The organism is Photobacterium sp. Alg240-V54 (assembly GCF_900537155.1).
Lineage (GTDB): Bacteria > Pseudomonadota > Gammaproteobacteria > Enterobacterales > Vibrionaceae > Photobacterium.
Map to the genome: position 1 here is coordinate 670,098 of NZ_UNRL01000001.1, position 24,508 is coordinate 694,605.

At 37.6% G+C, this 24,508-nt stretch carries 19 protein-coding genes; 14 read left to right on the forward strand and 5 right to left on the reverse strand.

Going from position 1 to position 24,508, the window contains the following annotated elements:
• The first annotated feature begins 292 nt into the window (after positions 1–292).
• The 7 genes from G6R09_RS02855 to G6R09_RS02885 all read left to right on the forward strand — a co-directional run bounded on the left by G6R09_RS02855 (position 293) and on the right by G6R09_RS02885 (position 5,849).
• Positions 293–775 (forward strand): hypothetical protein, encoded by a 483-nt coding sequence (locus tag G6R09_RS02855; protein ID WP_065176698.1) that lies wholly within the window; start codon positions 293–295, stop codon positions 773–775.
• 292 nt (positions 776–1,067) lie between these two features.
• Complete coding sequence (locus tag G6R09_RS02860; RefSeq protein WP_065176699.1) at positions 1,068–1,523, forward strand: DUF4402 domain-containing protein; 456 nt, start codon at positions 1,068–1,070, stop codon at positions 1,521–1,523.
• Positions 1,501–1,914, forward strand: coding sequence for a hypothetical protein (locus G6R09_RS02865; protein ID WP_065166777.1), 414 nt, complete (start codon positions 1,501–1,503; stop codon positions 1,912–1,914). Before G6R09_RS02860 ends, G6R09_RS02865 begins: the two co-directional genes overlap by 23 nt.
• Positions 1,915–1,925: 11 nt before the next feature.
• The gene (locus G6R09_RS02870) at positions 1,926–2,609 is read left to right on the forward strand and encodes a molecular chaperone (RefSeq protein ID WP_065176700.1); all 684 of its coding nucleotides are present in this window, start codon (positions 1,926–1,928) and stop codon (positions 2,607–2,609) included.
• The gene (locus tag G6R09_RS02875; RefSeq protein ID WP_146145151.1) at positions 2,581–3,321 is read left to right on the forward strand and encodes a hypothetical protein; all 741 of its coding nucleotides are present in this window, start codon (positions 2,581–2,583) and stop codon (positions 3,319–3,321) included. Before G6R09_RS02870 ends, G6R09_RS02875 begins: the two co-directional genes overlap by 29 nt.
• Positions 3,246–5,024 (forward strand): carboxypeptidase-like regulatory domain-containing protein, encoded by a 1,779-nt coding sequence (locus tag G6R09_RS02880; RefSeq protein WP_163920406.1) that lies wholly within the window; start codon positions 3,246–3,248, stop codon positions 5,022–5,024. Before G6R09_RS02875 ends, G6R09_RS02880 begins: the two co-directional genes overlap by 76 nt.
• Before the next feature lie 105 nt (positions 5,025–5,129).
• Positions 5,130–5,849: a sulfite exporter TauE/SafE family protein gene (locus tag G6R09_RS02885; RefSeq protein ID WP_163920408.1), complete on the forward strand. Its 720-nt coding sequence runs from the start codon at positions 5,130–5,132 to the stop codon at positions 5,847–5,849.
• A 59-nt stretch (positions 5,850–5,908) separates the two neighbouring features.
• On the opposite strand, the gene G6R09_RS02890 is transcribed toward G6R09_RS02885, so the two are convergent.
• Positions 5,909–10,384, reverse strand: coding sequence for a GEVED domain-containing protein (locus tag G6R09_RS02890; RefSeq protein WP_163920410.1), 4,476 nt, complete (start codon positions 10,382–10,384; stop codon positions 5,909–5,911).
• Positions 10,385–10,910: 526 nt separating this feature from the next.
• Between G6R09_RS02890 and G6R09_RS02895 the strand changes: the two genes are divergently transcribed.
• A complete protein-coding gene (locus tag G6R09_RS02895) occupies positions 10,911–13,025 on the forward strand; it encodes an FUSC family membrane protein (RefSeq protein ID WP_240345691.1) in 2,115 nt (704 codons plus the stop codon).
• 60 nt (positions 13,026–13,085) lie between these two features.
• Here G6R09_RS02895 and G6R09_RS02900 read toward each other — a convergent pair whose 3' ends face one another.
• The 4 genes from G6R09_RS02900 to G6R09_RS02915 form a co-directional block, all read right to left on the reverse strand.
• Entirely contained in the window at positions 13,086–13,895 is an 810-nt protein-coding gene (locus tag G6R09_RS02900; protein ID WP_065176707.1) for an endonuclease/exonuclease/phosphatase family protein, read from the reverse strand.
• A gap of 90 nt (positions 13,896–13,985) precedes the next feature.
• Entirely contained in the window at positions 13,986–15,608 is a 1,623-nt protein-coding gene (locus G6R09_RS02905; RefSeq protein ID WP_163920412.1) for a PTS transporter subunit IIBC, read from the reverse strand.
• A 59-nt stretch (positions 15,609–15,667) separates the two neighbouring features.
• The gene (locus tag G6R09_RS02910) at positions 15,668–17,401 is read right to left on the reverse strand and encodes an alpha-glucosidase (protein ID WP_163920413.1); all 1,734 of its coding nucleotides are present in this window, start codon (positions 17,399–17,401) and stop codon (positions 15,668–15,670) included.
• A 93-nt stretch (positions 17,402–17,494) separates the two neighbouring features.
• On the reverse strand, positions 17,495–18,460 hold the full coding sequence (locus tag G6R09_RS02915) for a LacI family DNA-binding transcriptional regulator (protein WP_065176710.1): 966 nt from the start codon (positions 18,458–18,460) through the stop codon (positions 17,495–17,497).
• Positions 18,461–18,982: 522 nt separating this feature from the next.
• On the opposite strand from G6R09_RS02915, the gene cyoA reads away from it, so the two are divergent.
• Genes cyoA through G6R09_RS02945 form a run of 6 tightly spaced genes read left to right on the forward strand, consistent with a single transcriptional unit; the run spans position 18,983 to position 24,508 of the window.
• Positions 18,983–19,870, forward strand: a complete 888-nt coding sequence (cyoA, locus tag G6R09_RS02920) for a ubiquinol oxidase subunit II (RefSeq protein WP_163920415.1) — start codon at positions 18,983–18,985, stop codon at positions 19,868–19,870.
• The gene (cyoB, locus tag G6R09_RS02925) at positions 19,860–21,947 is read left to right on the forward strand and encodes a cytochrome o ubiquinol oxidase subunit I (protein ID WP_163920417.1); all 2,088 of its coding nucleotides are present in this window, start codon (positions 19,860–19,862) and stop codon (positions 21,945–21,947) included. Before cyoA ends, cyoB begins: the two co-directional genes overlap by 11 nt.
• A gap of 15 nt (positions 21,948–21,962) precedes the next feature.
• Positions 21,963–22,607 (forward strand): cytochrome o ubiquinol oxidase subunit III, encoded by a 645-nt coding sequence (gene cyoC, locus G6R09_RS02930; RefSeq protein WP_060999413.1) that lies wholly within the window; start codon positions 21,963–21,965, stop codon positions 22,605–22,607.
• On the forward strand, positions 22,607–22,960 hold the full coding sequence (cyoD, locus tag G6R09_RS02935; protein ID WP_163920419.1) for a cytochrome o ubiquinol oxidase subunit IV: 354 nt from the start codon (positions 22,607–22,609) through the stop codon (positions 22,958–22,960). The genes cyoC and cyoD overlap by 1 nt, the downstream gene beginning before the upstream one ends.
• A gap of 13 nt (positions 22,961–22,973) precedes the next feature.
• A complete protein-coding gene (cyoE, locus tag G6R09_RS02940; protein ID WP_163920421.1) occupies positions 22,974–23,891 on the forward strand; it encodes a heme o synthase in 918 nt (305 codons plus the stop codon).
• Positions 23,888–24,508, forward strand: coding sequence for an SCO family protein (locus G6R09_RS02945; RefSeq protein WP_065166763.1), 621 nt, complete (start codon positions 23,888–23,890; stop codon positions 24,506–24,508). The genes cyoE and G6R09_RS02945 overlap by 4 nt, the downstream gene beginning before the upstream one ends.

Consider the following 24,508-nt stretch of genomic DNA (forward strand, 5'->3'; position numbering starts at 1 on the left):
GTTTGTAGAAAAATACTGTTCAACGACGGAAAACATAAAGCATTTAAACAGTAGTTATTAAATAAACAAATAACAGCACTTAATAAATAACTATATTAAATAGTTCACTTCTTATATTCACAAATCAAATAACCAGATGCAATATCTGCCCCCTCTATATTCATCAAATAAATACATTTTTCTTTATTTGTCAACTTTGTGATATCGCTTCCATTTAAAAGCGTATTTACATTAAGAATTAAGGAAATAATTCATTATTATTCAGCTTGCATTATTATTAGGATAACAATGAGTGAAAAAGCTTTCTTTATATATAATTCCTGTACAGATCTTTTTAGCTGCGTATTGGTTAAAAAATGGCTTTCTTGATAAAATAGTTGGAATTTTTCTAGGTATAATTCACCCTGAAACAGCTTATTATGGTTTAACATGGAATGGTTGGCATGATCGTATTGTTGATAGTTGGGATAATAGCCGAATAGGCCATTTATTTTTTAGCCCCTTTTTCGACATTTTATTTCCTACAGTCATTGTTTTACAATGCCTGCCTTTTTTATTCATTTTTATGTCAATCATAAAAAAAGAATTTTTGACTAACAAACATCGTCCATGGTTAATAAAATCAGCTATCTCATCATTTGTCGTCACAGCCGCTATGATTTTTAGTGAAACATTATCAAACACCAGAGATGCAGAATATTTATTACATTTATTCAGCATTAGTATGATATTAATCATCTATGTTCATTTTGTTGAAAAAATAATAGAAAAATAGCCTTCACTAACAAAAATAATGATAACAATAAAAAGAGTCTTGTAACTTTTTTTATTGTTTCATTATTAAATCCTACATTTCTCTACAGCCTTATTTTCTCATAAATAAGAATATTCGATTTATTTCCCTCAATAAAATCGATGCATAAAATAACTCTATGAAAGAAGTGATATTTTATTCTATCCAATGGTAATTTTTTATTCTTAAGTATCATAGCTAATCGATTGAGTTTCATAATTTCATCGACTAACTTTAAATAGAGTGAAAAACAATCAAAATAAGAGGGTGTATTATGCATAAATCGATGAGGAAGTTAGCTTTTGTTACATTAGCAATAATGCCATCATTAGCACAAGCTGAAGTAGGAAGTATTCAAGCAACCATTGAGATTATTCCTCCTCTATCTATTTCACAAACCAGCTCATTAGATTTTGGAACTATATTCTCCGATCGAACAACAGATGTTATTGTCGCTACAACGGACGGTGGTGCAGCAGCATTTACAGTAAGTGGTCATGATGGCTTGACGGTTGATGTTTCAACAGAAGCAACAACAACCTTAACTCATACCACTGATGGAACAAAAACAATTCCTGTAGTTGGTATTAATTTAAATAACGCATCAGTGGTCTTAAACGGTGCCACAGAAGTTAAAGCTGGCGGTACTGCAGATATTGATAATGCAACTGGAGCACTCACTGTGGGTAACTATACCGGATCATTTAATGTTACCGTTGTCTATCAATAAGTATTTATGCGCTTTCCTTTTTATAAGTACAAATGCTTTTTCGCTTGAATTTATTGAACAAGAGAATATTGTCATCACTGTTGTTGAAAGCCATTATTCACAACAGGTAAAATTTTCTAAACATAATATTGAAAGTGGAAGCTTTAGTTTTAAGCTAAAAGGAAAGCCTAATTCTCATGTTAAAATTGACACACTAAAAAGTAAAAAAAATCATATTTTCATTAAAAATATAACATACAGAGATGGTTTTACTTCTAAAGGTTTAGTTGTTATCAACTCTAAAGGCTATTCAAAAAAATTAAGTATTGATGGAACAATTATTATACCTGCTAAAATGCGCAGTGGAGAGTTTATCACATCACTGATGTTACATGCGGAGTATATAAAATAAAAGGAATTACCATGTATCGATTATTAATCTTCATTTTATTTTTCTCCCATCACGCAATGGCAAATATGAAGATAGCGCCATTAAGAGTGATTACAGCAGAAGCAAATACGACTCAAAAATTTCTCGTTTCAAATACTGGAGATAAACCGATTAGAGTCCGTATTGCCCCTTCTTTTATTGCCTCGCCAATGGCTGAATATCAAACTCGGCATAATAATATGACACCAGAGATGGAGGATCTTACGCCTTTCCTTCGAGTCTCCCCACCTGTTATTAGCAAGTTAATGCCAAATGAAAGAAAAATTGTCAGATTACGTATTGCTGAGTTACCAAATAGTTATGAAAAAGGTGAATACCGCACTCATTTAAAGTTTACTCAAGAAGTTATCAGAAAAGTAAATACTCCAGCAAATAATAATGAATCGATCTCATTTGATTTAACAATGCTCGTTAATTCATCGATACCTATTTATTATCAAAAGAAAGATACTAATTCACCACCTAAAGCTATCATTCAATGTAGTAATAATAAACTCAAGATAATTAATAACTCTCGCTACCAGCAAAAAATAGAATTATTAAACGATAATATCTATAAACAATTAATTCTTCTTCGCCAATCTGACCTCAATATTGCTTATAAAGGAAAAACAACGATTAAGGTTAATGATGAACAACAAGAAATCTGTTTATAACATCCTATTTCTGTTTTTTTCTTCATCCTTATTTGCAGAAAACTTATCAGAAGCATTTATCGAAATTCAAACTAATGAGCGTTATGACTCTTTTTTTAGGGTGCTTGTCGATAATGAAACACCTTATGTAAATATATCAACTTTATTGCCCTTACTTTATGGGCTTGAAGAGAAATGTAACAATGATCGTTGCCATTATTTTGTGGCTTTAAAACCAGCGGATAATCAAACAACGATTGATTTCAATAAGCTTCATTGTTATACGACATCAAATAAAAAACGCCATCAGATAACAGTTCAGCATGAGGAGGAGCAATATTGGTTGCATTGGCAAGATATTGGAGTTTGCTTTGATGCCAGTGTTTATTGGGATCCTGATAGCTACATATTAAAAATACAAACGCGTCATCTATCGCCGACAGACATTCAAGAAAGTATTGATCTCGCTCGTTCTATCTCAATCAAAAAAGCACAAATGCTTAACCGCCAAAACGCTCAACCGCGTACCCCACCAACCAATACAACAATGATACAAAATCGATTATCACTTACCACTCAATATACTGCACAACAATTTCGCGTAGAGGTCGCGAACGATTTTTTTTTCGTAACAACCAACAATTTTTCGATGTATCAATGCAATCAAATAGCGCTGATATCTTTAGTTATTACCGCTATTTCTATGAAAACATTCTTGCAGATAGCAGTTTAACTATTGGCGATATTGTCATTCCTGAATCAATGACCAATAGTATTTACCATACTAAAAATGGCTATAGCCTGACTAACTATGAAAGTGACGGCGAAGGCGGTTTTTATGATGAAAGAACGACCCTTGCGGATGCTTATGTCGATATCTATGTTAATGGTATTTTTGTCAAAACGGTGCAAGCCAATAATTCAGGAAGATACATTGTTGACGGTTTTTCAGTTATGCCCGGCGATATGGTTAACTTTAAAGAACGTATTGGAATAGGAAAGATCGTCGATACACAAATTCATATAGCAAACACTTCTGAATCCGTTCTCAAACAAGGTCGTTTCGCATATTCGATTCAGGGCGAAATCGACAATATACAACGTAAACGTGCGCGTTTTAGTTATGGTTTACAGAATAACCTTACATTAGGCTTGAGTGCTTACCACTCAAATGAAACCACAGATTTTACTGTTGGTTTTCGCGCGATTCCAACCTCAAACATCGGTATGACCCTTGCTTGGATCGCCCCTCGTAATGATATTTTAGCTGAAATAGACTTCAATCTTTATGCAAATCATTACTTAAAACTTAATTATAATCGCTCTAATTTATTTTCTGCCAACAATGAGCAACAATTTAGCCAACTTGAATATCGATATTATAATAGTCTGGCATCATTAGCGGTTAATGCGATCAAAAATGATGAACATCTTAATACTAACGTGACTATTCGTTCTCAATTTAATTCAATGCTATCTGGCGCATTTACCATCAATGACACTCGTGCTAATAAATCCCCTTATACAGAATATGCGCTTGCGTTTAACTACATAAAAAGTGCCTCTGAGGCATTAGAATTAAACGTTCTACGTTCACCTCAGGATAATCAATTAGCTTATAATGTAAACTATCGTTACCAATGCGATAATTGTTTTTTTCCCTCACTTATAACCTCAAACCTAAGCAGTTATAGCTTTAATGCGTCTTATAAAAACAATCTAACAGCGTCTGCTGCTTTTTCGATTGAATTAAACCCTGCCCTAAAGTTAACAACCAGCGCGACTCTTAATTCAATTTCAGTATCAGCCCGTTATAGTTATGGGCTTAAACTTGCAAAATCGAATAACTGGCTATTATCCTCAATGGATCCTAATGATTATGGTTATGCGACCATTAACGGGCAAATAATTGACCATACAGGAAGCCCTATTCCTAATGTTAAAATTAATGTTTACCGTAAACAGACAATGTCTGATACTGATGGGTTGTTTAAAATAGAAGGGGTTGCTATTGCTGATAATGTCGCATTAACACTCGATCCTGAAACCATTGATATAAATTTACAGCCACAATTTAACCCAGTATTGATTAATACTCAAAAAGGCGGTGTAACCAATGTCATTATCAGCTTAAATCGTATTTTTGGAGTCGATGGCTACATCACAAATTTTGATGGTCACACCAATGCGACGATTACTTTTCTCAACAATAGCACCCAACATCAGCTTACTTATAAAATAGACTCTGATGGTTTTTTCATGATCGAAGGACTAACCGCAGCAGATTACACTATCACCTATCAAGCCGGCGAACGAAAAGCATCAGTTTCATGGTCTGCTATTAATCAACAACAATGGCTCAGTAATATTCAATTACAGATTAACTGTATCGATCAAGCGCAATTTTGTGGTTTATCAATAAACGCTTCCCACTGAATTTGACAGCAGTAAATTAACTCTTTCAGCAAGTTATCATTTACATTCATCACCAATGATATTACTTTGCGATCACTTAATTACTCATTTCGTAAGCATACTACCATGATCATCGAATCAACGACGTTACTTGCCATTGCTATGATCTTTTTAGGCTCGTTTGTACAAACGGCTATTGGATTTGGGCTAGCAATTATTTCTGCGCCTATTCTTATTATTGTTGCACCACAATATGTTCCCGCCCCTATTTGTCTTGTCGCTTTATTTATATCATTACTTAATAGCAGAAAATATCGCTCATCTATCGAACTTGGTGGACTAAAAATGGCAATCCTCGGCCGTATTCCAGGTTCGATGGCAGGTGCTGCACTACTGGTTTTTGTATCCGCTCAGACATTATCTTTATGGGTTGGTTTATTAGTATTATTGGCTGTTTTTATTAGCATCATGCCTTTTAGAATTGAACCGACACCAACAAGAATGGTTTTTGCGGGATTTTTCTCTGGACTGTTTGGTACAAGTTCAGCGATTGGTGGACCGCCGATGGCTATTTTGCTACAACATCAAGAAGCTAACCAGTTACGTGCTAATTTATCGGCTTTCTTTGTCTTTAGCTCTATTATTTCCCTAACAACATTAATACCCGTTGGTTTTTTAACTTTTGAAAAATTATGGCTAACACTGCCGTTATTACCAGCGGCATGGGCTGGATATTGGTTAGCACTCAAAACAACACAATCACTACCAAAAGAAACGATTCGCTATGGTGCATTAACGTTATGCTTTATTTGTGGTGCACTGGCTGTCTATAAGAGTATCGGGTGAACCGTATTATGAAGTAATAGTAGGAGTGACGATTACTCCTACTATTACCTATACGTCACCTAATCAATATTGACGCGATATACAACACTACCACTTTCACCTGGTCTTAATGTTCCGGTTAAGATCCACTTAACATTACCTCGATAGCCACTTGCATTTAAAGGCGCGATAGGTATGAAGTTACATGTTAATCCAGCAGGTATTGTTCCTGCAGTACAATTAATAGAGCTATTAAGTGAAGTGTGTTCTGGTACTGTATCTAAGATCACTACTTCTTTAATATTACCACTACCAGTGTTGGTAAAAATAACAGTATATTCTAAGTCTTCACCCGGTTTAGCAGTATTGCTAATGTCATTACCATTTGATGTGGTTATATTAGCGACTTTTTTCTCTAGCTTCAGCGTTCCTGCACCAGAAAAAACAGCACGTACAGTATCTGAATCAATGACTGTTTTGGTCACACCATGCGCTGTTGAGGTAGTATCATCAAAAACCATAACCGATTTAATATTGTAGTTAAATAAACTATTTAGTGAGGCATCTGCAGGAATAAAGACTTGTACAACTAAACACACTTCTTTGTTGGTATCCGCATCAACATTTATACTACTTAGAATAGTCTGATTATTATTAATTTGATCATCACAATCTACATTATGTTTTAGCACCGTACTCCAATCACTATTTGCAGGAGTAACTACTTTATTGACGATAGAAAATGTCACACTACCACTGGTATTCGCTTTAAAGTTATGATGAAAAGCAATCATTTTCCCTGGTTCTACTTCGGAATAGTTATCAGGGTTCATAACGGGTTGTTGTACCTTACCAAAGTTAATATTTTTAAGATTATCACCAGCAGATGCAATCACGACCATTTGGCTGTCTGTTACTGTTGCTGATGTTACTTGTGAGTGACTACCGTTATTTTCACTAATATCAATCCATTTTGCTTGGGAAACGACCTCAAGCTTCAAGCTTTTACCAGCAAGAATAACAGGAATAATCAAACTATATTGCCCAGTACCACCGCTAATATCAGTTGCAACCACATCACCAGGGTTATAGCCAGCAGCAGCAATAGAGCCATTAAACAACGCCCTTACCGTAAAGCCAGCTATACCAACTTCATTACCATCTATAATTCCATCATGCGCTGCGGTTGCTGCTCCTAAGCCATTGTCTTCAAATATATTACCATTTAGTACAATCTGATTAATCAACCTAAATTGATAATCTTCAACCTCACCATCAGCAGCTACACTCGCAGCACTATTACACGCACCTGCGGTACTACAGAGACGAAAACGCATAATGCTATCGCCGTTATAAGAATCTGTTTGTGCCGGATCAATGGTTATTTCAAGGTTTGTTGTTTGCTGACTAATGGCTTTATCATTTTCAATATGTTCATCGGTATCATTAAAATCCCCGTCACCATTCAGATCAACAAACACATTTAAGAAACCTGTACTTGCTGGCACAGTAACAGCAATTTGAGCAGGAATTCCCACGGTAATTGATGCAGGAACATTGACGCCATCATCTTCTAGATCTGCATTGGCCGCACTGTCTTCCTTAGTGCTTAATTCACTGTCCCATAAACTGCCTAAAGCCAGATCTTGATTGCCGTTACTTGCGCTATCGTGATAACCATGACCAGCAATGCCATAAGAAGTAACAGCATCACCATAATCACGTGAGTAGTAACAACCGGCGATATCTTGGTCAACGATATTAATATCTTGTCCTTCGGCAAAGAAGGTCATCTTTCTTGTTAATACATTAATTTTATAAATAGCCGATTTATTAATTAAATCATAGCTGCCATCTTGGTTAGTATCATGATCACCATTATTAACAAAAGCATAAATATTATAACTTTTATCTGCGATCAAACCGCCAGAGATTGCTTCGCCGCTATTATCTTGAGGAAATAATCCACCGCTATAAATAATGTTCTGTTCAGTAACACTACCTTGCGCTGTAATAGATGACAGCTTACCTGTGGCCATCTTAGTCGCATAAATCGTATCTGTTTCTGTATTAACGGCAATATCACCATCATGTATATATTGAGTTAACGGAATAACCTCAAATGTTCCAGATGCTAATGCTATTTTTATCAGCCCTTTTAAGCTCGGTGAAGATGCGTAAAGATATAATCCATCCGTTGATATATCTCCCATCGTTACACTGCCTATCGCATTACCTCCAACCGTTAGTGCCAACGCATCGCCATCAGCAAAATTAATCACACCATGGGTTGTATGAGTGAGTGATTGTGCGCCATTCGCCGTTATTGAATCTAAACCTATAAATGAATTACCCATACGGTCAGTATTGAATAAGTAAGCATCGTCACCACTGTAAAAGACACCATAAAATAACCCTAGGATACGATTGAAACCAAAGCTATTAATATCAGTAACAGTAGGATGACCAGCTATAGTAATTGGTGACGACAAGGTTGTGAATGCCATCGGATTGGAGGCTGGATCTAATTGTGATAAAGCAGCGTTACTGCCACCTACCGAATCAGTTCTAAGAATGACATCACAAGTTGTGTTAGCGATTAGATCAGAGAAATATAATCGATAATCTTCGACTTCACCATCATAAGAAATACTGTTGGGCGTATCACAACTTGTATTAAGACTACAAAGGCGAACGCGTAAAAAGCTATAACCCAATAAAGTATTATTAGGGATCGTAATTGAATAAAGTTTACTACCCACAATTGCGCTATTATCGTTAATTACTTTTTCACTAACTTCCCAGACACCATCTTGATTAAAATCGACCCAAGCATGTAGTTGACGTCCGTTATCAACTTCCTCTTGAATTTCAATAGTTAGCTCAAGATCATTATTAATATCGATAAAGGGAGTAGAAAATGTCACACCGTCATCATCAGCTAAGTTATCATTATCGTCTGCTAATGCCAGTTTATCTTGTTCATTTATATTAGGATCCCATAATGTACCTAAACGAAGATCCATAATATAATTACCATCACTATCTGCTTCGCCATGAAAAACATCATTACCAGCTAATAAGGCATCACCCATATCACCTTGTAACACATCCGTCGACATTGCATAGATATTACTTAACCCAGTATCATCCTCAATATAAATACTAATATCCCTATTGCCGACAATACTACTATTATTTTGATAGCGAATAGCTTTCATTAAACCAGCAGCAGTGGTCGTTGTCGCGGCATCATCAATAAAATTAATTTGTAATGGCATTCCAACACCATCATTAATAATGTCAATTTCACCAAATAAAACCCCTTCATAATAAACTTTGTTTTGCGCATCAACACGAATTTCACCTGTGCCATCTCCAACAGACTCGACAAATGTTATTTCGTTTGCAGCATCTTTATAGGCAACATTAATTTTAAGCTGACCACCATTAAGAGTAACACTATCAATATCTGTTGATACGGCATCTGCGTTAACATCTAAAGAAGCAACAAGCCCCATAATATAGAGAGATTTATCGCCATTAATATTTAGAATTTCAGGGGCATTAGGATCGGGAACAATATAGGTAACAGTAAAGTAACCATGAACAAAATTATTTGTAGTATCAACAACTTGAAATGTCATCGGGTAAATGCCCGGATCTAATCCACTCCCAACAGGTCCAGGAGTAAAGGTAAATTCATCAACCCCAGTTTCAACCAAAGCACCAGAGATGTCACCTAAGCTCATAACATCAATATTATTTCCGGTGACATTAAAAGTATAACTGTCTCCTTTTTTAACAATAACTTCACTATCAGTGAAAGCAATATAATTAACAACCGGCTTATCAACTAATTTAAATAATACATCAAAATGTGTTTTAGACTTAATAACGCCATTATTATCAACATCTTCTACAACAATACCTGCACTATATAACCCAGGTGATAATGTGCCAGAGTTATTCCACGTTAAAACACCAGTACTCTCATCAATAGTTAGCCCAGGAGGATTACCACCGCCTCCCATTTCACTTGTATTACCAACACGGAATTTAATATTATCGCCGTCAGGATCTAAGGCTGGAATTTTAATTGTATAATTTGTTAGAACAGAACCGTCAGTGTCTTTTTGAGGAACTTGAAATAAAATAGGAAAATCAATAAGTGGAGATCTATTTCCACCTTGAACAAGAATTGTCGATTGTATATTCCAAGAACCACCAGAGTTATTCTTCAAATTAATGCGACAACAACTACCATAATTAGCAAAATACGTTGTATTTACATCAACATCTTTAATCTGAGTTTCTGATACTTCTAATTTATATTCACCATTGATTATTTGATTCGTAATTACGCCAAGATAGGTTTTTGAACCGCCAGAAACAGTTACTCGATTACCATTACAATCAGAACGGTTAACATGACAGGCTGTTTTTAATGAAATAATCACATCATTTTTGATTCCATCAGCGTCTAAAGCAACAGGTGACCATGTTATACCACCTCCACGCCAGTGAGCGGCATGAATCGCTGCCGAAAAAAACACGGTACAAAAAAACATTAATAGAGTGATAATGCAAAATGTTATTTGTTGATAATTGTTATATTTTTTAAATATCATATCTCATCATCTAACTTTTTTATAAAGGTGAAACAGACATGCATATATTAAACCAACCAAGTATCACAAATAAAAAACTTATAATATATTGATTTGAAAGCAAAAAATAGAACTCACTCATCAACTTCCATTTATATTTGCAAAATACAATTTATTCTTGTTGATGGTTTTTATTTTGATTATCATTTTCCAATAACTCTAAATCCTTAATTATTATTTTTCACACACCGTAATACTTATATTAATGATATTAAAAGAATATAGCGTTATGAGGTTAACCAAGAGTAACAACTCGTAGAGATATTACATCCTCATATAAAACATAGGGTTCTCAGACAAAATCCCTATTTTTAGACAATTTACTTCTAAAACCCGTCATCACACTGGATAAATATTCCAACAAGGGATAAATTAGAACCATGCGCATTTCTTATTAACTACCGTGCCGACAATGATTCAATCCAATATTTTACTTCGTTACCCATTTTTACGAACCTTCTTAAATTTAAGAACAAATATCGCAGCGCTTAGTTTCATTAGCTGCTCTATTCCATTGTTTCTCATGGGGCATGTCACCATGGGGATTGCATTCTCGTTAGGTAGTATTAGCTGCGGCTTTGCCGATACTTCAAGTGTGACCAAATACCGTATTTTAGATTTTTCAATTACCCTACCATTATTTTTCTTGATCAGTTTAGGTATTGAAATCGTTTTTCCGCACTCATTATTATTTGTTGGATCATTAGCGGTCGTTAGTTTTGCACTTTTTATGCTAGCGGTATTAACACCACGATTAGGTGCAATTGGTTTTGCAGCGATTCTATTAGCCATCTATGCAATGCTATTACATCTTGATGGACGTCCAATATGGTTGATACCGTTATGGCTAACGGGTGGCGCTGTTTGGTATATTTTATGGCAAACGTTGGCGATTATTTTTCTTCCAAACCAAGAATCTAAAGATATTTTATCCGATTTATATCAGGCGCTTGCAAAGAAATTGATGATTCATGATCAAGGGTTTATTTTTGCAACAGATAAGAATCAATTATTTATTCAATCTGCACAATTACGATCACAAATAGCTACCCTGTCACACACGCTTGAATACCGAATCCACCAGCAATTTAGTTGTGGTGAAGACAGCGCAAAATTACAAGATCTTTACCGCTTTCTAAAAATTGCAGAGCGTATAAATGAACAAACACGATTGATGTATTTCACTTCAACACCACTTTTAAAACAACATTGCCCACAATGGTTAGAATATATCCACCATGCTAACCAACAAATTAGCCAATATCTTGCACAGGTGAGTGTCAATAATGTTCACCATTTAGCTTTACCTAACATTGATTTTGATGCATTACGTCGTTATCAAGCCCCTAAAGAAGCACAGCAAGAAATCATCGCAGCACAAGCGTTTATTAATAAACTTGATATTATTTATCTGTCTTTATGTGAATTAAAAAACCAATCAAATACATTAACGAGTCCAATTATCACTAAGCCGATTCTATTAACTTGGAAATGGCGTGATATTGCCTCCAAATTAACCAGTCAGATGACGTTGAAATCAAGTTATTTTCGTCATGCACTGCGTGGAGCATTAAGTCTAACCACTGGCCTTATTGTTGTTCGTTTATTAGATCTCGATTTTGGTTTTTGGACACTGATGACAAGTTTATTGATTCTTCGCCCTAATTTATCAATGACGTGGACAAGATTACTGCAACGTCTAACAGGCACAATCTGTGGTTTAATGGTGGTGGGAGGATTACTACACTTTCAAGTAGCAACCAGTATTTTACCGTTTATGTTTTGTATTGCGGCGGTATTATTTTTCCATACCTCTGCCCGTCATTATGGGTTTGCGGTCTTTTTTGTAACCTTATTTGTATTTGCTGGTTTTTCCCTTAATGGTCAAGGCGATAACATTATGTTACCACGACTTGATAACACCGTCTTAGGGGTTATTATTCCACTCGTATTTGTGTTTATTTTAACGCCTGGCTGGCAAAAGAAATCATTTCCAACTCAACTTGATACAACGATTAACGGCTATATCGATTACTTAAAAAGTTTACAAGTATATTTAGTAAATAAACAAGAGTCACAGCTGAATATCGTTCAAAGCCACTTCCAAGACTGTGTTGTTAATGATACCAACTTATTTGATCACTGGATGGGTTACCTTGGAGAACCGCACCGTAAATCACAAACCAGCAGTCATATTTTATTGTGTAGCCGTAGCTCTAATATTATTTTACGGATCTTAACTCAACTGAATGAAAATAAGCAGACACTACCGCTAAACCCTAGTGTTAGTTCAAATCTAGACCATGCAATTACGTCACTGACATTATTACAGCAAAAATTACAGCAATCACCACATCATACTGATTTATTTGACCATATATCTAAACAAGAACAAGTTATTTATCAATCATTTACATATATAGAAAATGAAATTTATCAACTTAATAATACTGAACTACTCGCTTTGTTATCACAAGAAGTTCGCTCGTTTCTTACCACAATGGATCTGCCATTAACGGAAAAATAAAAATACCGACAATCAACATAAGATAGAAATCACTTGATTGTCGGTAATTTTTAACCCGTTCTAGTTAATAATATTAATGGTACAAATTACACCAAAATGATCTGAGACCACATCATAAAAATCACCATTAAAAATAACTCGATGTTGCGGTACGATAACGGGCTGATTTGCAAAAATATAATCTAATCGTAGAGCTTGGCTATTTTGTTGCCAGCCATCAATATTTTTCACCACCGTGGTACCGTTATCTTTACTTTGAGCTAATACAAAGCAATCCTTTAAGTTACAATGTAACGCATAATCATAGCCTTGATCACGAACATGACTTGGATTATTAAAATCGCCGAGTAAAAAGCTTAATCGTGATGATAGCGTTGCTGTAATACGGTTTAAATGATCGTCAAACGGACTTTCTTGATCATTCCACCACCCGCAATGACAATTATAAAAATCAATATGCTGGTGCTGATAAGCGACGGTAATGCGTACCGCTCGGCGATGTTTCCAGTCACTTTCATCATAGTTATCGTTCAAATCAATCACACGATGTTCAACAATCGGCAACCGCGTTAAAAAAGCTAATCCTTCTTGGTAAACCTCGTAACTTTGATGAACAAAATCCCACGTTAACTGATAATGATGTCCTAATTGAGCCAATTTTTGTTGTAATAAATAGCCATAATTATCCTTTCGCACAGGGTGATTACTTAATATTTGATCACTAATAATGTCACTTAGTGAATGCTGATTAACCTCTTGTAAGGCAATCACATCACACCCTTGCTCAATAACAGCTTGCGCAACAATATCTAACTTTTGATATTGTTCTTCTTCTTGCCAACTGTGGGTATTTAAGGTCAATAACTTCATAAATCATTCACTTATCGATACGATATGAGATAAAAAAGCGCAGCAATAATCTTCTGCGCTTATCGATAATATCCAGTCTCTGGGCAAGTATTATGCTATCGCAAACTTATCCACTAATCCTGATTTGATCACATCAACACCTGGGCCATAAATCGCTTGTACCCCTTGATCTTTAATCACCAGTCCTAGTGCGCCAGTTGATTTCCATAGTGTATAATCAGCCACTAGTGCAGGATCTTTTACAGTAATACGTAGACGCGTCATACAGGCATCAACCTCAGCAATATTGTCACGACCACCTAAATTTTGAATGATGATTTCCAGTTTGTCGTCTTGTGACATCCCTTCTGCTTTTTCATCAATGTAATTACCTGCGCGTCCTGGTGTTGGTAGATTAAATTTCACAATTAATAAGCGGAATAAAGCATAGTTAATTGCAAAGAACGCAATACACACCATCACAAAACTAATTAAATCACCGCCAATCCCTGCAGAAATCATCATCGGAATACGTGTTATCAGTTCAATAAGGCCAAATGCATGTACGCGTAAATCAATCAAATCCACCAGTGCAAACGCCAAACCTGTTAATACTGCATGAGCGACATAAAGTACTGGTGCAACAAACATAAACATAAATTCAATCGGCTCTGTCACACCTGTTAGCAATACCGCAAGACAAGCAGAGAAGAACATTGGTTTATATTGCAGACGCTTATCGCTATCAACACAGTGATACATTGCTAGACCAATACCAATTAAAGAAGATGCAGCAATGATCACCTGGCCTGCTTTAAAACGTGCAGGATGAACAGTATCAAGCAGATGTTGGTATGTTGTTGGATCGGTTAGTTTAAGGTTGTTTAAATCACTCACCCATGCGAGCCATAATGGATCTTGACCATATACACTTGAACCTGCACTTGGCCCTGTTAATAGCTGATATGCGCCACCTAGCTCGGTGTAATTCATTGGAATAGTTAACGTATGGTGGAGGCCAAAAGGCAATAATAAACGCTCTAACGTACCGTAAACAAACGGAGCAATAATCGGTGCGCTGTCTTTTGAACTTGCAATCCATTGACCGAAATCGTTAAGCGCGCCTTGTACTAATGGCCATACGACAGCTAAACCAAGCGCAATGATCACTGAATACACAATCACCATAAACGGCACAAAACGTTTACCATTAAAGAACGCTAACGCTTCTGGTAATCGCGAAAAATCATAATAACGGTTATATAAATTAGCACCTAAGTAACCAGAAATAATGCCAATAAATACTCCCATGTTCAGTGCTGGCGCGCCAAGAATAGTCGTAAAAAATTGAGAAACAGGCAGCTCAGTACCAAACAAGCTCATTACTGTTGCATGAGGATCGGTCATCATCGCGCCATTAACGCCAAAAATAACCCCAGTGGTACGGTTGATCAGTATAAATGCAATCACCGCAGCAAATGCACCACCAGCTCGCTCTTTTGCCCATGAACCACCAATTGCCACCGCAAATAGAAGATGAAGGTTAACAATTACTCCCCAACCAATATTTTCCATAATATGGCCAAGGGTTTCGAGTGCACCGACTCCTCCCGCATACATGGCAACCACTTTACCCAATGAAATCATAATACCGGCAGCGGGCATTACGGCGATAACAACGATCAGTGACTTTCCAAATCGTTGCCAAAAATCAAACGATAGCAATTTACTCATAACTATTTCCTTGACTGAGATGGCAGGTTTACGTCATCAATGACCTGCCATAAACACAATTAATGTTTTTTTACAAACACGTAAGCGGCATAAGCAGGCGCAATATGTGTGGTAGTGAAATCTGTTCGCGTGGCTTCATTGTTCGGTGTCTGGTTATCGAGTACTAATTCCCCGAGTTGGTCGCTATCAAGATCAACCACTACTTCTTTATCACTTAAATTAGTAATAATGGTCCATGTGTGATCTGAACTGATGCGTTGATAGGCATAAATATTGGTGTCATTATCAAGCAACAATTGATAGCGACCGACAATCAAACTGTGGTTATTTTTTCGAAGCGCGATTAGCTGTTTATAAAACTGCAAAATGGAATACGGATCATGCGATTGTTGTTCAACATTAATCTCACTGTAATTAGGATTTACAGCCAACCACGGCGTGACTTCTGAAAAGCCAGCAAACGACGTGTTATTCCATTGCATTGGTAAACGGCTGTGATCACGCGAGACTTGATTGAGTAAAGTTAAAATCTGCGCATCGGTTTGCCCTTGCTGCTGTAATTTGATGATCAAGTTTTTTGCTGATACATCATTAAACTCAGCTAGTAATGTAAACTGATGATTTACCATGCCAATCTCTTGACCTTGATAAATAAACGGCGTGCCTTTCATTAAAAAATAACAAGCGGCTAATGCTGTTGCACTACCATACCAATGGTTAACATTGGCAAAGGTATTAATACTGCGCGCTTGATCATGATTTTCTAGGTATAACGCATTCCAACCTTTGCCTTCTAATGCATTTTGCCAACGGGTTAGAATTTGCTTAAATTCCACTAAATCAAACTGATCACGCGATTGTTCTTCAGCCCACAGTTTCATGTGTTCAAACTGGAAGATCATATTAAAAATGCCGCCTTTATCGGTGGCAGTCGCTTCAGCAACCCAAGTCAATGCATCTTGAGCCTCGACACCATTTGCTTCACCCACAGTGACAATATCAAATGGTGCAAAAGCTTGATCGCGCAATTCATAAAGGTGCTGCTCAATACCATCAACATTCATGTGATAATCAAAAGAAGACACATGATCTAATCGCTTAGGGTTAGGTAATGACGGTAGCTCTGGTTGTTTTTGAATATGGCTGATCGCATCGACACGAAATCCATCAATACCGCGCGCTAACCACCAATGGATCATCGAAAACAGCGCTTGCTTAACGTCAGGATTTTGCCAATTAAGATCCGGTTGTTTTTTAGAAAAAAGATGTAAGTAGTATTGCGCCGTATCAGCATCATATTGCCATGCACTGCCATGGAAAATACTTTCCCAGTTATTAGGCTCAAGTGTGGGTTTTTCAGCCGTTGCTTCACAGCCGTCACGCCAAATGTACCAATCACGTTTAGGGCTAGTTTTACTTTGACGAGATTCAATAAACCACGGGTGCTCATCGCTTGTATGGTTAATCACTAAATCCATAATGATACGAATGCCACGCTCATGAGCAGCACTGATCAAGCGATCAACATCTTCAAGGCTACCAAAATCAGGATGAATCGCTTGATAGTCACTAATGTCGTAACCATTATCGTCGTTAGGTGATTGATAAAATGGACAAATCCATACTAAATCAATCCCTAACTCAGCCAAATAATCAAGTTTTGCAATGATCCCTGCAATATCACCGATACCATCTTGATTGCTATCATAGAAGCTGCGTGGATAAATTTGATAAGCCGTAGCGGCCTTCCACCATATTAATGGCGATGATGTTGCATTATTGACGTGATTCATCCCTTTGACCTTAGAGAATGTACAATGCATTCTTTGCATGTGTTACCGATAACACATACGATAAGATCGAAGCTAATCACATGCAAAATATTTTTAAATAAACTGAGAGCTTTCTCTTATTTTTATCTCAAATTGACCTTCACAGCTGCTGAAATCACGTTTGATTAGCTTCTTTACTGCTTGGTAACCCATCTGATAATAGTTAAAACTCACGCTGGTTAAGCTCGGTACTAACAGATCGCTATAGTCATAATCACCAATGCCCACCACCCAAATATCATGACCAATTTTCAATTGCTGTTGTTTTGCTAACCGGTATAAACGAATGGCAATATTATCCGTCGCGCAAAAATACACGTGCTGAGGTTGTAACTGGATGTCTTGGTAGGCGTGTTTTTGCTCAGAATCTGTGACAGGTTGTAGATAGCATGGCAAGTGAGGCACGGCAGCTGCAATAGTGGTTTGGATTAACTGGGTTCGACTCGATAGCATTCGCTGATCATAAATATAATCAATCGCAACCACTGGCGCCTGTTGGTGTTGAAGTTGAGTCAGGGTTTGTGTCACCAATGCAGTAATTGCAGCGTGTTCTGGATAATATAAACAGCAACGTTGCGAGCTCTGTTTACCAATGAAGATCAGGTTTTCTAATCCTTGATAAAAAGGTTCTACGACACTGTGCTTTGACGCAATAACAATGGTACCTAATGCATTCAAACCGTTAAATTCGCTAACCGCTTGACGTTCTGATTCATGGCTAAAGCCAGTTGCATGAAACAGCATACGCGCATTTGATTCATTTGCTGCCGCTAGTGCACCTTTAATCACTAAACTGGTGGTATAAGATTCAATTCTTGGTGCGATAAAACCAATAATATTTGATTGGCTACGAATTGATCGCGCAAATTTATTGGGGGTATAGTGATTTTCTTTTACGATCGCATCAATTTTAATACGATTTTCTTCTGACACATAGCCACCATTAAAATAACGTGACACTGTCATTTTTGAAATTCCAAGCTGCTTTGAAATATCAGCCATAGTCATTTTTTGCGTCATAAAAACTGTATTACTCTATCAATATCATTATTTACAGTATCCAATATATCTGCCTACAACACAGTAACTAAATGGCATACAGCACCTATTATCCTTCATTCTGCAGCCTATAACGGGCTCGAACCCTATCACCACCAACAAAATCACCTCAAACAAACCACAAAAACACAACAAAATTTAAACTTTTTTTCAAAAATACAACGCATGTATAAATTTTAACATTTTTAATACAGTAATTTAAAATAAGCATTTTATTACTAGTGTTAATTGATCCAAAATAGAGAAAATCAGTCGTTATGGTGATAAAGACAGATTAGTTGATTAACTGACAACCAACTAAAAATCTCACAACTAAGCACTTTTTCATCATAAAAAATAATTAAATATTATATATCATGCAGTTATCTTTTGTTACAATGAAAACCGAAGTTATTACAATTCATTAACGAAAATGAAGTGCTATCAGCAGTTTTTAACGTTCTCAGTTGATTTGTATAAGTAAACTGTTTCATGGAGGAAAAAATGAAAATAATCCGTAGTAAGAAGATGATAATAATTCTTCTTACCTTACTTGCAACATTGCTTATAGTGGCTCTTTTTGCCAGCAGTAATATGGTGCTGTTCGACTCTAAAGGCATCATTGGTGAAGCCCAGTCATCATTAATCATTACATCAGTACTCTTGATGGCAATTATTATTGTGCCGGTTTTATTTATGTCGATTTACTTTCCTTATAAATACCGTCATAGCAATAAAGAAGCTGAATACACGCCAGAATGGGAACATTCAACCAAAATAGAAGTTATTGTCTGGACAGTGCCTTGTCTTATTGTTTTAGCTTTAGGTTGGATCACTTACCAAACCTCTTATTCACTTGATCCAAGAAAAGAAATTGTCTCAGATAAAGAGCCGTTAACCATTCAAGTCGTCGCAATGAATTGGAAATGGTTATTTATTTATCCAGAACAGCAAATTGCAACAGTGAATGAAATCGCATTACCCGTTAACCGTCCGGTTAAATTCTTAGTCACATCAGATACCGCCATGAATTCCTTTTTTATTCCTCAGCTAGGTAGTCAAGTTTACGCAATGGCTGGTATGGAAAACCGTTTAAATCTCATGGCACAACAAGAAGGTTCTTACCGCGGTATTTCAGCAAATTACAGTGGTTATGGCTTTGCCAACATGCGATTTAAAGCGCATGCAGTAAGTGATGCCGATTTTGACCAATGGATACAGAAAGTCAAAACCTCTGAGCAAGTTCTAAATAACACCACTTATGACCAACTCACAGCTAATGCTAAAGAGCAAATTAAGGCCCCTCATCCAGTGACCTATTTTGCCTCTGTCGCACCGCTGAAATTTAAAGATATTATTGAAAAGCATGCAGGAGTCCAAAATGGCTTATAAAGGAGATGTATACGCCGAAGCGGATCCAATTTTCGGCAAATTAAATTGGGATGTCATTCCTTTTACTGATCCCGTTGTTTTCCCCGTTATGATGGCTGTTGTCATTGGCGGATTAGCACTACTTGGCTTGATTACTTATCAAAGAAAGTGGCACTACCTATGGAGCGAATGGTTTACCTCTGTCGATCATAAAAAAATAGGTATTATGTACATCATTGTCTCAATGGTGATGCTTGTACGTGGTTTCTCTGACGCAATACTGATGCGCTCCCAACAAGCAGCTTCAACGATTGATGCCAGTTATCTGCCACCAGAACACTACGACCAAGTCTTCACCGCTCACGGCGTGATCATGATTTTCTTCGTTGCAATGCCATTCGTGGTAGGGTTAATGAATATTATTGTGCCATTGCAGATTGGTGCCCGTGATGTCGCCTTCCCATTTTTGAATTCCCTGAGTTTTTGGCTATTTGTTGTCGGTGTTATTCTGATTAACATGTCACTGTTTATTGGTGAGTTTGCCGCAACAGGTTGGTTAGCTTACCCGCCACTGTCAGGAATGGATGCCAATCCTTGGGTCGGGGTTGATTATTGGTTATGGTCTCTGCAGATATCAGGAATTGGTACGCTATTAACGGGTATTAACTTTGTTGTTACCATTCTTCGTATGCGTGCACCTGGCATGAAAATGATGCAAATGCCGGTATTTACATGGACATCACTATGTGCCAACGCACTGATCGTCCTCGCTTTCCCTATTTTAACCGTCACCCTAACCTTACTCACCCTCGATCGTTACGTCGGTACCCATTTCTTCACCACTGATATGGGTGGTAATCAAATGATGTACGTCAACCTGATTTGGGCATGGGGTCACCCCGAAGTTTATATTTTAGTCTTACCCGCTTTTGGTATTTTTTCTGAAATAACCGCCACTTTCTCTCGTAAGCGCTTGTTTGGTTATACATCGTTAGTGTGGGCAACAATGGTAATTATGGTGTTGTCATTTATTGTATGGCTACATCACTTCTTTACCATGGGCGCTGGCGCAAGTGTTAACGCCTTCTTTGGTATTGCGACCATGATTATCTCAATTCCAACCGGAGTTAAGATCTTTAACTGGTTATTTACCATGTATAAAGGCCGAGTCGAATTCAGTGCCAGCATGTGGTGGACGATTGCGTTTTTGATCACCTTTACCATTGGTGGTATGACAGGGGTAATGCTAGCAATACCAGCGGCCAACTTTGTGCTACATAACAGCCTATTCGTTATTGCCCACTTTCATAACGTAATTATTGGTGGTGCCTTATTTGGCTACTTTGCCGGTTTAACTTACTGGTTCCCTAAAGCAACTGGATTCACCCTTGATGAACGTCTAGGTAAGATTTCATGTGCACTTTGGACCGTCGGTTTCTTCGTCGCCTTTATGCCTGTATATGTGCTTGGCTTTAACGGTATGACCCGTCGTCTTAATGTTGCAGATAATCCAGAATGGGCTCCTTACTTATGGGTAGCAGCATTTGGTGTGTGTATTGTTGCGGCAGGTATCGCTGTTCAATTCTACCAAATCTACGTCAGTATTCGTGATCGTAAGAAGAATGTAGATCTCACAGGTGATCCATGGAATGGTCGTACATTGGAATGGGCTACATCATCCCCACCTCCATTCTATAACTTTGCTCTATTGCCAAAGATCCATGATCGTGATGAGCATCATTACGCGAAAGAACACAGTTTAGCCTACCAAGAACCTGAGCGTTATAAGCGCATCCATATGCCCAAAAACACTTGGGCAGGTGTGGTTATCAGTCTGTTCTCATTGATGTTTGGCTTTGCTTTCATCTGGCATATCTGGTGGATGGTGATTGTCGGCAGCGTGGGCATGATTGCATCTTGGATCATTTATAGCTTCCAACGCACTAAAGATTACTATGTTGAAGTTGCTGAAATTGAAGCTATTGAACGTAAGCATTTAGCCAAAGTTCGCGGTGAGAAGACATTTGAAAACGAAGATGGTGAAGATGATGATGATTTCAATCCATCAGGTCTAAATCCAGCAGATTCAATGGCATAAGGGACGAGAGCAGTTATGACTACAGACGTAAAAGATACACTTAACCTCAATGTCCCTGCTCAGTCTCATGACGGTCATGATCTCGATGATCATGACCATCACGACTACGCTGGTGATACTATTTTTGGCTTTTGGATTTACATCCTCAGTGACTGTTTATTATTCGGTACGTTATTTGCCGTTTATGCGGTTTACTCCAACAGTTTTGCTGGCTTAATTGAGCCTAAAGAGCTGTTTAATTTAACTTTTGTATTGGCGGAAACGGCGTTACTACTGTTTAGTAGTTTTACCTTTGGCATGGCAATGTTAAAGGCTAACCATGAAGACATGAAAGGCATGCTCAAATGGTTAGGCATTACTTTTATGTTGGGTTTCTCTTTCTTAATCATGGAGCTATATGAGTTCTACCATTTCAGCAATGAAGGTGCGACATTCCATAGCAGCGCATACTGGTCTGCATTTTATGGCCTAGTTGCAACTCACGGATTACACGTATTTGCTGGTTTAGTATGGATGATTGTACTGTTCTTCCACTTTAAACGTGATGGTTTCTCTGAGGACAACAAAACGCGCTTAGCCTGTTTAAGTTTGTTCTGGCACTTCTTAGATATTATCTGGATCTGTGTGTTCAGTGTTGTTTACTTAATGGGAGTATTGTAATGAGCAATTCAACTAACCAACACGCAACTGGACATGGCCAAGGTGGCCAAGCGCATGGCAGTGTTAAAGAATATGTTCGAGGACTGATATTCTCGATTATTTTAACCATTGTTCCTTTTGCAATGGTAATGGCTGGCGTTGGTTCAACCCAGTTCATTATTGGTGTGATCATGGTATTAGCCGTGGCACAAATCCTGGTACAACTGGTGTTCTTCCTTCATATGAACACCTCATCAGAACAAATGTGGAATACGTCATCGGCCGTATTCGTGGTCGTCATTGTTTCTATTATTCTTATTGGCTCTTTGTGGATCATGGATCACTTAAACCACAACATGCTAATGGGTCATTGATCAGGGATGTTCTATGATTAAACCTTATCTTAAACTCACTAAACCGGGCATTATCGGTGGCAACTTAGTTGCCGCCATTGGTGGTGTTCTACTTGCATCTCAAGGCAACATTAATTGGTTATTACTCCTCGCAGTATGCGTTGGTACAACCTTAATTGTTGCTTCTGGGTGTGTATTCAATAATGTCATCGATATTGATATCGACAAGTTAATGAAACGTACCTGTGAGCGTGAGTTAGTCAAAAAAGTCGTACCTGTCTCCCACGCTTTATTGTGGGCAACGGCATTATGCCTGGCAGGTTTTTTTACCCTTTATCAATTCACATCTTTAGTCGCATTTGAATTTGGTGTGCTTGGATTTGTGGTTTACGTCGGCTTTTACAGCCTCTATTTCAAACGTAAATCTATTCATGGCACTTTAATTGGTGGCTTATCTGGTGCATGCCCACCTGTTATTGGTTATTGTGCCGTTACTGGCCAGTTTGATGCTGGTGCAGCGGTATTATTCATCACATTTTGTTTATGGCAGATTCCGCACTCATATGCGATTGCGATCTATCGTTTCGAAGATTACAAAGCCGCATCAATTCCAGTGTTACCGGTTGAAGTGGGGATTGCGCGAGCACGTCACCATATCATCGGTTACATTATTGCCTTTGCAATGGCGGCATTTACCCTCACTTACCTTGGTTACGCTGGCAGTTGGTATGCATTAGGTATGGGGCTGGTGAGTCTACATTGGCTCTATATTGCCAAAGTCGGCTATCAAAAAGTGCCTAATGCGCAATGGGGTAAAAAAATGCTGCTAAGCTCTATTTTTAACATCATGGTATTTTGCACCTTAATTTCTCTGGATTTTTCATCTGAAACTCTCGAAGAAAACTACCAAGTAAATGCACTTCCAGCAGTAATAATGGAGCCGCATTCATGACCAAAAACCCAACCAAAATGGTGCTTCTCGTCGGAGCACTGTTTCTTGCCACACTGATGGGGTGTTATGTCTATAACACCACGACCCCTGTTGGTGAAAATGTTAAGCCTCTTAAAGATCTCGGTGGCCCTTTTGAGCTTAATAGCTTAAATGGCCCTGTCAGCCTTGATCAATATAAAGGCAATATCGTAGTGCTTTATTTTGGCTTTCTAAACTGCGCTGAAGTGTGCCCTTCTTCAATGGGGGTGCTATCGGCAGCTTTGTCACGCCTATCACCACAAACCTATGACCATGTGCGCGGGCTATTCATTAGTGTCGATCCTGAACGCGATGATTTAGTGTCTTTAAATCAGTTTGCTAAGTATTTTGACGATCATGTTGTCGGCGTAACCGGTACACAACAACAAATTGATGCATTAACCAAACAATACGGGGTCTATTTTGACATTGTCGACATGGAATCATCGGAATTAAGCTACACCGTTGATCACTCTTCACGGTTCTACATTATTGATGAAGCAGGCACATTAGTTGGTGCGATGAGTCACAACACCACCCCCACTGAACTCGCTGCAGGTATTGAGCGCGTTTACGCCAAATCAATTGCTAAACAATAG

Coding starts and splice junctions, on each gene's coding strand:
- G6R09_RS02860 (WP_065176699.1), top strand. CDS start 1,068: ATGCATAAATCGATGAGGAAGTTAGCTTTTGTTACATTAGCAATAATG.
- G6R09_RS02865 (WP_065166777.1), top strand. CDS start 1,501: ATGTTACCGTTGTCTATCAATAAGTATTTATGCGCTTTCCTTTTTATA.
- G6R09_RS02870 (WP_065176700.1), top strand. CDS start 1,926: ATGTATCGATTATTAATCTTCATTTTATTTTTCTCCCATCACGCAATG.
- G6R09_RS02875 (WP_146145151.1), top strand. CDS start 2,581: ATGATGAACAACAAGAAATCTGTTTATAACATCCTATTTCTGTTTTTT.
- G6R09_RS02880 (WP_163920406.1), top strand. CDS start 3,246: ATGCAATCAAATAGCGCTGATATCTTTAGTTATTACCGCTATTTCTAT.
- G6R09_RS02885 (WP_163920408.1), top strand. CDS start 5,130: ATGATCATCGAATCAACGACGTTACTTGCCATTGCTATGATCTTTTTA.
- G6R09_RS02895 (WP_240345691.1), top strand. CDS start 10,911: ATGATTCAATCCAATATTTTACTTCGTTACCCATTTTTACGAACCTTC.
- G6R09_RS02900 (WP_065176707.1), bottom strand. CDS start 13,895: ATGAAGTTATTGACCTTAAATACCCACAGTTGGCAAGAAGAAGAACAA.
- G6R09_RS02905 (WP_163920412.1), bottom strand. CDS start 15,608: ATGAGTAAATTGCTATCGTTTGATTTTTGGCAACGATTTGGAAAGTCA.
- G6R09_RS02910 (WP_163920413.1), bottom strand. CDS start 17,401: ATGAATCACGTCAATAATGCAACATCATCGCCATTAATATGGTGGAAG.
- G6R09_RS02915 (WP_065176710.1), bottom strand. CDS start 18,460: ATGACGCAAAAAATGACTATGGCTGATATTTCAAAGCAGCTTGGAATT.
- cyoA (WP_163920415.1), top strand. CDS start 18,983: ATGAAAATAATCCGTAGTAAGAAGATGATAATAATTCTTCTTACCTTA.
- cyoB (WP_163920417.1), top strand. CDS start 19,860: ATGGCTTATAAAGGAGATGTATACGCCGAAGCGGATCCAATTTTCGGC.
- cyoC (WP_060999413.1), top strand. CDS start 21,963: ATGACTACAGACGTAAAAGATACACTTAACCTCAATGTCCCTGCTCAG.
- cyoD (WP_163920419.1), top strand. CDS start 22,607: ATGAGCAATTCAACTAACCAACACGCAACTGGACATGGCCAAGGTGGC.
- cyoE (WP_163920421.1), top strand. CDS start 22,974: ATGATTAAACCTTATCTTAAACTCACTAAACCGGGCATTATCGGTGGC.
- G6R09_RS02945 (WP_065166763.1), top strand. CDS start 23,888: ATGACCAAAAACCCAACCAAAATGGTGCTTCTCGTCGGAGCACTGTTT.